Here is an 11,666-nt window from a genome sequence, read left to right on the forward strand (position 1 = left end):
AACCATGACTAAATATATACAACCTAAAGGATTTAACTTAAAAACTTTAAGCCTGATTCTCTTTTGTAAGGTTTCCGTTATTTCAGCTTTTGCACAACAACACCCGCTAATTAAATACGTTCAGCCTTTTTCGGGAACTGCCGCTAGTACAACACCCGCAAGTCAGCATATTGAAGATAAAACAGAACGATTGGCTAATACCATTCCAAGCGTAGCACCACCCTTTAGTATGACACAATGGACACCGCAAACGCAATTGACTGAGAATAAGTGTTTAGCGCCCTATTATTTTAACAATAAAAAATTCTACGGAATAAGGGGGAGTCACTGGATTAGTGGATCGTGCACTCAGGATTATGGGAGCTTTACCATCATGCCTATCACAGGTAAACTGCAAACACAAACGGCAATTTATGCTGAAGATTATACTCATGATGAAGAGGTATCTGGTCCTGCATATTATAAACTGAAACTTCCTCGCTACCAGTTATTAACTGAGGTTACCGCAATGCCTCGTTCAGGTTTAATCCGCATTACAGCATTAAAATCTGATAGTTTATACCTGTTAATTAGCCCAAATAGCGACCAGGGCAAAGGTTATATTCATATAGATGCGGCGAAAGGGGAGATCTCAGGATACAACCCGGTACATCGGATTTACCAGGGCTGGGGCCAGGCTGCTGGCTTTAGCGGCTACTTCTTTATCCGCATTAAAAAACAAATTAAAAGCAGTGGTGTTTATGCCGAAAAGTATCTTTCTACTGCACAAAAGTTGGCTAACCAAAAGAATTTAGGTGCTTTCGTTGGTTTTCAGGTAGGTAAAGGGGAAGAACTTTTAGTGTATTCCGGAACCTCTTTCAGCAGTGTGGAGGCCGCAAAACGTAATCTTGATGCAGAAATTGGTGCTGCAGACTTTAAAACGGTATTAGCAAAAAGCGAAAAATTATGGGAGGATGCACTGGCACAAGTGAAAGTTACCGATGTCAATGAACAAAACAAGCGGATTTTCTATACTGCGCTTTACCACAGTATGCAGCATCCGCGTTTGTTTAACGATGTTGATGGAACTTATCCCCGGTTTGCGGGCGATTATCAGCAGGAGAAATTAGGGAAGGGGAATTATTACGATGATTTTTCGATGTGGGATATTTACAGGGCGCAATTGCCGCTGGTTGAATTGTTAAAACCCGATTTGGCCAATGACCTGGTCAATTCAATGGTGTTGAAAGGACAACACGGAGGCTGGATGCCTATCTTTCCTTGCTGGAATAGTTATACAGCAGCCATGATTGGCGATCACGCTACCGCATTTATTGCTTCTGCCTATAATAAGGGGATTCGGAATTATAATGTTAATGAAGCCTATCGCCTGATGAGACAAAACGCTTTCAACATGCCAGATTCTGCCCGATATTTGGATGGAAAGGGTAGAAGAGGAATTAACAGTTACCTTAAATATGGCTTCATTCCTATGGAAGATAGTATTCCTAATGCTTTTCATAAACGAGAACAGGTAAGCCGGACTTTAGAGTATGCCTACGATGATTATGCATTGGCTACCATAGCTAAAGGTTTAGGTAAAACAAGCGATTACAATTTATTGATCAAAAGGGCACTGAATTATCAGCATGTGTTTAACCCGGCAGTGAAAAAAGTACAGGGTAGGTATGCTAACGGAAACTGGTACAAGCCTTTTTATGCCGACCATCGGGAGAGTTACATTACAGAGGGCACGCCCAGACAATATACATTCTATGTTCCACAAGACGTTCCGGGTTTAGCCAAGCTGATGGGGGGACGAAAACAGCTCGAAAACGAATTAGATTCCTTATTTAAGTTGAAAGAATACTGGCATGGGAATGAACCCGGTCATCAGATTCCCTTTATGTATAATTATACTGCTTCCCCATGGAAAACACAATGGCACATTAAGCAGATTTTAGATGAAGAGTATAGTGATGGACCAGGTGGTTTAAGCGGTAACGACGATGCAGGGCAGATGTCTGCCTGGTATGTTTTTGCAGCTCTTGGATTTTATCCGCTTGATCCGGTATCAACACAGTACCAGCTTACTGCGCCGCGTTTTAGCCAGGTTACGATGCAGCTTGCAAAAGGGAAAAAAATGGAGATTATTGCCCACAAGCAATCTAAAAATTCATCCTATATAAAAGCAATAAAGCTTAATGGAAAAGTATATACACAAAACTATATCAACCACAGCAGCTTAGTGGCAGGAGGGAAGTTGGAGTTTTACCTGCAGGACCAGCCTAACAAAAACTGGGCTACACAACCAAAAGATCAGGTAACTGGCTTAAAATAATAGGGTTCATTAACAAAAGGTTAATTAAAAGTTAGCAGCAGATAAAGCGCAATTCAAATGTTCGGATTATATTCGTAAACGTTTAAGTAAATAAAATAGCTGTTTAAATTAATAACTTGGGATTTTTTACACACTTTTAAAAATACCAAATATAAAATCGAATTATGAACCATCTTGCTGCATTTGACTATGCCGTCTTTCTCATTTATTTTATTCTCGTTTCTGGATATGGTTATTGGGTATATCGAAGTAAAAAGAATAAAAGTACCGATACTAAAGATTACTTCCTGGCCGAAGGTTCTTTAACCTGGTGGGCTATTGGTGCTTCAATTATTGCCTCCAATATTTCTGCAGAGCATTTTATCGGTATGTCTGGTTCGGGCTTTGCCATGGGCTTAGCCATTGCCAGTTATGAGTGGATGGCTGCAGCTACCTTAATTATTGTGGCCATATTCTTTTTGCCTATTTACATTAAGAACCACATTTATACCATGCCTCAGTTCTTATCTAACCGTTATAATAATACGGTAAGTACGCTGATGGCGGTATTCTGGCTCTTGGTTTATGTATTTGTAAACTTAACTTCCATATTCTTTTTAGGGGCTATTGCGATAGAAACCATCACAGGTGTACCCTTTAGTACTTGTATTATTTTCCTGGCCATCTTCTCTGCCATTATTACCCTGGGTGGGATGAAGGTTATTGGATATACCGATGTAATACAGGTGTTGGTTTTAGTTGTAGGGGGCTTAATTACCTGCTACATGGCTTTGAAACTGGTTTCAGAAAAGATGGATGCACAAACCGTTTTGGGTGCTTTGCCCTTGCTGCGGGAACAGGCGGGTGACCATTTCCATATGATCTTTTCCAAGGGACACAAATTTTACAATGAACTTCCGGGAATTGCCGTATTGGTTGGTGGTTTATGGATCAATAACCTTAATTACTGGGGATGTAATCAATATATCGTTCAGCGCGCTTTAGGCGCAGATTTAAAAACAGGCCGAAGCGGTTTAATCTTTGCAGCCTTTTTAAAACTCCTCATTCCTGTTATCGTTGTTATCCCCGGAATTGCAGCATTTGTACTTTATCAAAACGGTTATTTCCAGTCGGAAATGGTCGATGCAACTGGCGTAGTTAAACCAGATCATGCTTATCCGGTATTAATGAACTTGCTCCCTACAGGAATAAAAGGTTTAGCCTTTGCTGCGTTAACAGCAGCGATAGTGGCTTCATTAGCCGGTAAATGCAATAGTATAGCTACTATTTTTACTTTAGATATTTACAAAAAATACATCAATACAGAAGCTACAGAGCGCAAAATGGTATCAGTTGGCCGTTGGTCGGTAGTTATTGCATCGCTTATAGCCATCATAATCGCACCTGCATTGAGGAGCTTTGATCAGGTGTATCAGTTTATTCAGGAATATGTAGGATTTATCTCTCCGGGCGTTTTCGCTATTTTCCTGTTGGGCTTCTTCTGGAAAAGAACAACTTCGAGGGCTGCATTGGCCGCGGCACTTCTAACTATTCCACTATCAACTTTATTTAAGTTTTTACCTGAAGTAAGCGGAGGAACAATTGAGGCTATTCCTTTCTTAAATCGAATGTCATGGGTGTTCTGTATCATTATCGCCTTGATGGTAGTCATCACGCTGGCCGATCCGAAGAGCAAAAATAATCCTCAGGGATTAGAAATCGATTCGAGCATGTTTAAAGTTACACCAGCCTTTACAGTAGCCTCAGTAATTATCTGCGGAATATTGGCCGCACTTTACACTGTATTTTGGTAAATAAAATAATAAGAAATTTATAAATCGTCCTAAACCTTTATAATATCAGTTCATCCCAATTATGAAATTTAACAGCTTACTTTTATTCGTTTTTTTATTATCGTTTAGTACTATTGCACAACAAAAAACGTATAACATTAAAAATTATGGTGCCAAAGGCGATGGCAAGACCAATGATGCCAGGGCTATTCAACAGGCCATTGATGATTGCAGTAAGGCAGGTGGCGGTCAGGTTTTAGTTCCTTCGGGGCACACTTTTTTAACAGGCCCTTTTAAATTAAAGTCTTTTGTTAATCTGCATGTTGAAGGAGGAGCCAGGATTTTAGCCAGTTCCGATGAGAGCATTTACACCGAAAGTGCCTTTCGCAGTAATAAGGGAGAGGGTACCATTTGGATTGGAGGTGAGCATATTGAGCAGGTAAGTATCACCGGAACGGGAGTTATTGATGGTAATGGCATCTCATTCATGGGCGAAGAACTAGATGATTCTTATGTGCTTAAGCCTTTTAATGTAGTAGATCCACGTCCGCATTTACTTACTTTAATTGATGGAAGAAAGATCAATATTGATGGCGTTACTTTTCAAAACTCTGCCTATTGGACAGTGCATTTGGTAGGTTGTAATGATGTATCGATATCGAATATTACACTTTTAAATAGCATTAAGATTAGAAACAGTGATGGGATTGATCTCGATCACAGTAAAAATGTACGGATAACCAATTGTTATATCGAATCTGGAGATGATTGCATCTGCCTTAAAAACAGACGGGAATTTGAGGAATATGGTGCTTGTGAAAATATTGTAATCAGTAATTGTACCATGACTTCCAGCTCTTGTGCCATTAAGATAGGTTCAGAAAATATGGATAGAATAAGCCATGTGCTCATCAATAACTGCAATATCAGGAATAGTAACCGTGGTATTGGCATCCAAAATCGTGATGAAGGTACAGTTAGTGATGTAATCTTCTCTAATCTGCTGATAGAATCACATTTATTTTCAGATGTTTGGTGGGGCAAGGCAGAACCCATCTACATCACGGCTTATCCAAGGGCTACCGCCAATAATAAAGATGCAGGATGGCGCTTGCCGAAAGGCCAAACTAAGGGTAAGGTAGGGGCGGTAAAGAACATTTACTTCAGTAACATTCGTTGTACAGGGGAAAGTGGTGTTTATATCAGTGCAGAATCACCTGATAAAGTATCAGATATCTATTTTGACCAGGTAAGTGTGTTTATCGACAAAACCACGAAAGTGCCTGGTGGCGTATATGACAGAAGACCAAGTAACGTAGAGGGCTTAGTAAAAAGTAATATCGCAGGCTTTTATTTCGAAAATACAGGCCCCATTAGCTTACAAAACAGCAGTGTAGTTTGGGGAGCTAATAAGCCAAGCTATTTTGGTGAAGGAATTAGCCAGAAAAACGTAAATAGCTTAAAGGTAGTAAACTTTAATGACGGACAAACACCTCAAAAAGCAAAGAAAAAATAAACCCATGGTCCGTGACCCACGGACCATTACCCACGTGCCCCACGGATCATTAATCCCGCTAAAACAATTCCGAAGTACCCAAATACCCGTTAACCATCCTGGTGATCTGACTTCCCAGTTCAATTGCATTGCCTTCTCCAATGGTTTTGGCCAATTGATCTGTTGTTTTTGGTAGTTTGGCCGCAATAAGTTGCAATGCCTGTTCAGACAACACCTGATGGTCTGGAACATTTCTTTGCGTGGCAATTCCCTTTCTCCAATCCATCAACGTTTGAAAAAGTTTCGGATTAACAATTTCTTTTGGGGCTATGGTTTTCTTGGCAACAACGCCTCTTTCATAAGTTTGATGATTGCTTCCTGTGGTGTGAAGCTTCGTGATGAATGCCTCTACAGAGAACAAGTCCCAGTTGTACTGAAATAGCGCAAGCTTAATTTTTAAGGCAGTGTGGCACTCCGTTAGCAATTCGAATACGCGGTCAGAATAAGGATCGTTAAATAGCTTAAGTTCTAATAAACGTTCCAGTTCCTTAATTACATTTTCGAGCTTGGGTACAAAATAGGCAGAAGCCTTTTTTAAACGATCCACAAAGTTTACTTCACTTTGGAAGTCAGCTGTTGCTGGTATTTTGGAAAGCTCCTGTGCATTAAAGCGATCTGCTATTTTCACAATCTGATCCAGCAGAATCACTTGAGTAGGATCATAGATTTGAAAGAAGGCCATTCTTTCTGCACCAATACTGAATTTTGATTTTTGTAATAACATCCAATCCCTTTGGATAAAGGAGAAGTCTAACACACTTCTTATTAAGCTCCATCCATATTGTCGTGTATACTTTTCTAACGATTGAAGGCTAGGTTGCTCTGATGCGGCTGAAGCAGTAAAACTGGCCACCCTGGGGTCTGTAATAATATTCTCCAGTTTTACTGGCGATTTTAAAATCAAACCCTCCAGACTCCTGCATCTGCTCAAAGCCACGTAAGCATGACCATGGGCAAAAGCAGAACTCACATCAACAATAGCCTGATCAAAGGTTAAGCCCTGGCTTTTGTGAACGGTAATGGCCCAGGCCAGCTTAAAGGGATATTGAGCGAAAGAACCCGTATTCACTTCGTTGATTTTATTTTCCGCTTGATCAAGATTGTATTTTACGTTTTGCCAGATTTCTCTTTCCACCTCAATCTCTTTGTTCCCGTCAATAAACTGAACTTTAATCTGCTGATCGCTCAGATGGGTGATTTTAGCTGCTTTACCATTGTAAAATTGCTTTTTCCCGGAAGAATCATTTTTTATGAAGATAATTTGAGCACCTACTTTAAGTTCTAATACTTCATCAGAAGGGTAGGCATCTTTGGGAAAATCTCCTGTAACCTCTGCTGTAAAGGTGTAGGTTTCTCCCGGCAGCAAGGCTAAGCAATTGTTATTGATTTCGTTAACGAGGTTGTTGTGCGTAGTGAGGGTAATGTAATCTTCTTTCCAGCCCGTATCTAAAGTAGCATCGTAACGCTCATTTAAAGTAGCCAGGAGTGCCTCGTCCATGGTGTTTTCTCTAATCTTATTCAGGATTTCTAAAAAAACCGGATCAGATTGCCTGTAAACTTTCTCCAGGGTAAAAGTAATCATGCTGGTGGAGCGGAACACCTGTCCATCAAAAAAATAAGGACTCTGATAATGCTCCCTTAAAATGTGCCAGGCATCATGAAAAATAGGAGAGAGCTGATAAAGGTCGCCAATCATCAACACCTGAACTCCCCCAAAAGGTAGATTTGATCCCTTAACCTTTTTTAGTGTTCTATCGATAAAATCAATAATGTCCACCCTAACCATACTGATCTCATCAATAATCAAAAGTTCTAAGCACCTTAAAAGCTTGGTTTTATCTTCCGAATATTTGACGGGTTGCGTATGTTCCTCAACAGGGGGTAGGGGGCCAAAAGGAATTTGAAAAAAAGAATGTAAAGTTACACCGCCTGCGTTAATGGCCGCTACAGCTGTAGGCGCAACCACTGCATAGTTTTTCTTTATCGTTTCTTTGATGCGCTTTAAAAGGGTGGTTTTACCAGTACCCGCCTTTCCCGTTAAGAAAATAGGCTGATTGGTATGGTTTAAGAAATCTAAAATAAGGTGTTGATCGGTACCGGGACTATTCATATTTACGCCTCAAAATTACCCTTATTTCAGGATTTCGACAGCAGATTTTCAGGTTTGTTTTGCACATTTTTTTTGGACAGGAAAGCATGAAGTAGAAAGACCAGGTCAGAAAGTTAAAAGTAGAAAGTTCAAAGTTAAAAGTAGAAAGTGAAAAGTTTTAAGTTTAAAGAAGGTAATTGATCCGTTCAACTGGTCTCGATACTTTATACTAACTACTTGATACTTCTGATAAGTTGTTGTGGAGTTTGCGTCACCCTATCTCGATACTTTATACTAAATACTCGATACTTTATACTAACTACTTGATACTTCTGATAAGTCATTACGGAGTTTTGCGGCTCCCTATCTCGATACCCGATACCAGTTACTTCATACTCTTATTCAAAGCAACAATGGCAGATTTGTAATCTTCCCGATCCAATATGAACTGGATATTTACCTTCCTCAGCGCAAAACCGGCACTTTTAATGTTAATACCGGCTGCGGTTAAAGCTGCTGCACTTTTGGCCAGTAAACCCGGCTGATCAATATTAGAACCCAATAAACATACTGTGGCTACCTTTTCTGCGCAAACCTTTTCAAAGTTCTTTTCCAATTCTGAAAGCAAGGATCTGTGAAAATCTTTTTCCCAGATAACCACCGAAATGCTGTTTGCACTGGTGGTTTTAAAATTATAACTCACTTGCTGCTGAGCGAATATTTGCATGGCTTTAAGGTCACTTCCCACATTACCGACCATTAATGGATCATAAATATCAATCATCACCAGCTTATCTGTTCCGGTAACCATTTCTATTCTTTTTTTCTCACAGAGATATGATTTTGAAATCAGTGTTCCGCTGTGTGCGGGATCAAAGGTGTTTTTAATGCGCAGATTGATTCCTTTCATTTCAAGAGGCTTAGATGCAGCAGGGTGGATGGCTTCCATTCCAACATCAGCCAGCTGATCTGCAATGTCGTAATTGGTGTTGCCTACAGGCATGCAAAAATCTTCACCAACAATAGCCGGATCGGCGGTAGATAGGTGGTACTCCTTGTGTATAATGGCCTCGTCAGGGCGCAGCATTTCTGCAATTTTACTAAAAGTGACTTCAGAATAACCACGATCAAATTCACGCATAATTCCTTCGGTACCTTTCGTGTAACCCGTTACAATGCAAAGTGTTCGGGCAAGCGGTACCTCCTTAAATGCCCTTTTAATTCGTTGATCAATTGTCAGGAAATCATGATCGCCAAAGCCGCCAAGGTCTATCCGTGTTATACTTAAATTTCTGTTGGACAAAATATTACTAAGCACAAATGCCGAATGGCTTTCCCCAATGGAAGCCAATATTTCTCTTGCTGCCTGGAGGATGCCTGTTTTGCTAACATAACCAGAGGATAGTACACTCACCAGATTTTCTAGATAGCCTGTGGCTTGCTCTACATGGTCTTCTACAAATTGATCGCAGGCTTTTAAATCTAAGCCCAATGAGGCATAACGCAGATTAATAGCCTTTAACTCCCTTATCAATAACTGTAAATGTGAGTGAAAATCACGGTGCTTGCTAATTTTGTGGTATATCCCCGGTTCGCCGGTTTTTTTATTCTCTAATAAAAGATTGGTTACACCCGCAAATGCAGATACAACGAAAATTCTATTGTAGATATTCTCTGGAGTTCTGTTATACAAGATGATATTATCTATTACTGCTGAGAGCGCTGACATGGATGTTCCTCCGATTTTTTCTACTGTTAACATGGTCGATTTTTTTTAGGTGCTGTATACCATCGCTATGCCAGTACAGGAAAATATCATGAAAATTGAAAAAAGTCAGGAACTGTTAAATCCCATTAGGCTCATTTACAGGTAAAAAATGCACAGGAGGATTAATCATAAAGCGATAAAAGTTAATTTCTAATGGATGATACATTTACTAAAAGCTTTCAAAATGAAATTAACCCTACCATTTTGGAAAGGTTTATTGGATCATGTAAATGAAGTATAAAAAATAAGCGGTATTTAAAAGAGTTAAAAGCAGATTTAAATGGTTTTTGAAGTTTCAGGCATTCACTTTGCCAGGCGCTCTTCAAGAAAATTAATCTCATGAATAATAATTTCAGAACGCATATAGCCGGAGTACCTGATCTGAACAGCTTATATCAGGAAGCGGTAGAATTGCTCTCCAGACTTATTAACACGCCATCAATCTCGGGGGAAGAACAGGAGGCCGCCAATCTGGCGGCGCAATTTCTAGCAGATCATGGTGTGGATGCTTTTAGAAGGTACAATAATGTTTGGTGTTATAATCGCTATCAAAGTAGCTCAAAGCCCACTATTTTATTAATCTCCCATCATGATACCCCAAAGCCCATAAAACTAAATAGCGACCCTTTTCATCCAATTATAAAAGAAGAACGGATTTATGGTTTGGGTAGCAATGATGCCGGAGGAACATTGGTAGCTCTATTAGCTACATTTCTTTATTTTTTTGAAAACCCTGATCTACCCTTTAACCTTTGTTTTGCTGCCACTGCAGAAGAAGAAAACTCGGGCGCACATGGCATAAGATCAATTCTCGATGTACTTAAACAAGCCGATTTTGCAATTGTAGGGGAACCAACCGCTATGCAAATGGCCGTTGCAGAGAAGGGGAGCATGGTAATTGATTGCAAAGTAAAAGGTATAAGTGGTCATGCAGCAAGAGAAGAAGGGGAGAATGCCATTTATCGGGCTTTAAAAGATATCGATTGGTTTAAAAATTATCTATTTCCAATTATGGATGGTTGTCCGCAACCTGTTAAAATGACGGTGACCGAAATATCAGGCGGTACGCAGCATAATGTTATTCCAGCAGCGTGTAGCTTTACGGTAGATATCCGCTTCGACCACAATTACACTCCCAGGGAGATTATCAATACCATTATCAATCACACCCAATGTGAATTTGATGTTCGTCCGAATGTGTCAAAACCCTCTGCAATCAATCTCCTTCATCCCATTGTAATTGCAGGTATTTCACTGGGGATCAAAACCTATCTTTCACCTACCAGTTCAGATCAATGCTGGTTAGATATGCCCTCAATAAAAATTGGTCCCGGAAATCCAACTTGCTCCCACACCGAGAATGAGTTTATTGGTGTAGAGCAGATCGAAGAGGGGATAAACATCTATATTAAGCTTTTAACCCAAATTGATTTAAGCAGTTGGTCAACTAAAAACAAGGTAAAAGCCTCTGTCATTAATCAAAAAGGAATATCATTAGTTTAATTTATTGAAAAGGAATAAAATCGATTAAATATGCACCCTTACATAGAGATCATCTTCAGCACAATGCTGATTTTGTTTGGAATTTTGATGCTGAAGAAACTCAAAAACTTACGAGCCCTGAAGCGTATGGCGATCAGAAGAAGCTACGCAGCAGAAAGATACAGCAGGCTATTGTTCAAAAAGCTTTCCTTTCGGCTAACCATCTTAATCTTTACTTTAGCCCTTACACTCGTTGCAGCAGTTTTGATAGAAAAAAATATAATGAGCGTAAGTTGGTAACTTTAGTAGTACTTAGTAATGCGAATTAAGGGTCGGATTTAATTATAAAAATAGGCATAAAACAGCCTGTCGTATTTTTATAATAGCCTGATAATCAGTATATTTATAGTGTATTCGACGCACTGTAAAACCACATGATTAATCAGGCTAAGGCACTAAAATTAATAAAATTATACCAATATGTATGCGATAGGTATGAAATTGAACTGCAGTACCACTGCCAGCGGTTCACCAATAATAGTAGACCTGATTTTACCGATCAGGAAGTCATGACCATTTATCTATTTGGTATCTATGAGGAACAACGTTTCAAAATAAAACAGATCCATAAATTTGCCTCGGATTATCTGCTCGGATGGTTTCCCAAGCTGAACTCATAC

8 protein-coding genes are annotated in these 11,666 nt (G+C 39.6%); 6 read left to right on the forward strand and 2 right to left on the reverse strand.

Annotated features, from left to right (window positions below):
* Nucleotides 1-4: 4 nt before the first annotated feature.
* The 3 genes from BMX11_RS16720 to BMX11_RS16730 all read left to right on the forward strand — a co-directional run bounded on the left by BMX11_RS16720 (nucleotide 5) and on the right by BMX11_RS16730 (nucleotide 5,608).
* Nucleotides 5-2,320: a GH92 family glycosyl hydrolase gene (locus BMX11_RS16720; RefSeq protein ID WP_090886335.1), complete on the forward strand. Its 2,316-nt coding sequence runs from the start codon at nucleotides 5-7 to the stop codon at nucleotides 2,318-2,320.
* A 164-nt stretch (nucleotides 2,321-2,484) separates the two neighbouring features.
* Nucleotides 2,485-4,113, forward strand: a complete 1,629-nt coding sequence (locus BMX11_RS16725; RefSeq protein ID WP_090886337.1) for a sodium/sugar symporter — start codon at nucleotides 2,485-2,487, stop codon at nucleotides 4,111-4,113.
* Nucleotides 4,114-4,174: 61 nt separating this feature from the next.
* On the forward strand, nucleotides 4,175-5,608 hold the full coding sequence (locus BMX11_RS16730) for a glycoside hydrolase family 28 protein (protein WP_090886339.1): 1,434 nt from the start codon (nucleotides 4,175-4,177) through the stop codon (nucleotides 5,606-5,608).
* A 58-nt stretch (nucleotides 5,609-5,666) separates the two neighbouring features.
* Here the strand turns inward: BMX11_RS16730 and BMX11_RS16735 are convergent, their stop codons facing one another.
* Nucleotides 5,667-7,757 (reverse strand): AAA family ATPase, encoded by a 2,091-nt coding sequence (locus BMX11_RS16735; RefSeq protein WP_090886341.1) that lies wholly within the window; start codon nucleotides 7,755-7,757, stop codon nucleotides 5,667-5,669.
* Nucleotides 7,758-8,121: 364 nt separating this feature from the next.
* Entirely contained in the window at nucleotides 8,122-9,498 is a 1,377-nt protein-coding gene (locus BMX11_RS16740; protein WP_090886343.1) for an aspartate kinase, read from the reverse strand.
* A 345-nt stretch (nucleotides 9,499-9,843) separates the two neighbouring features.
* Here BMX11_RS16740 and BMX11_RS16745 point away from each other — a divergent pair, with 345 nt between their 5' ends.
* The 3 genes from BMX11_RS16745 to BMX11_RS24535 form a co-directional block, all read left to right on the forward strand.
* Complete coding sequence (locus tag BMX11_RS16745; protein WP_090886345.1) at nucleotides 9,844-11,007, forward strand: M20/M25/M40 family metallo-hydrolase; 1,164 nt, start codon at nucleotides 9,844-9,846, stop codon at nucleotides 11,005-11,007.
* Nucleotides 11,008-11,037: 30 nt separating this feature from the next.
* Complete coding sequence (locus BMX11_RS16750) at nucleotides 11,038-11,286, forward strand: hypothetical protein (RefSeq protein WP_090886347.1); 249 nt, start codon at nucleotides 11,038-11,040, stop codon at nucleotides 11,284-11,286.
* A gap of 134 nt (nucleotides 11,287-11,420) precedes the next feature.
* A partial coding sequence (locus BMX11_RS24535) for a hypothetical protein (RefSeq protein ID WP_217643854.1) occupies nucleotides 11,421-11,666 on the forward strand: 246 nt, incomplete at its 3' end.

Origin of the sequence: Pedobacter rhizosphaerae (assembly GCF_900111155.1) — a bacterium.
GTDB lineage: Bacteria > Bacteroidota > Bacteroidia > Sphingobacteriales > Sphingobacteriaceae > Pedobacter > Pedobacter rhizosphaerae.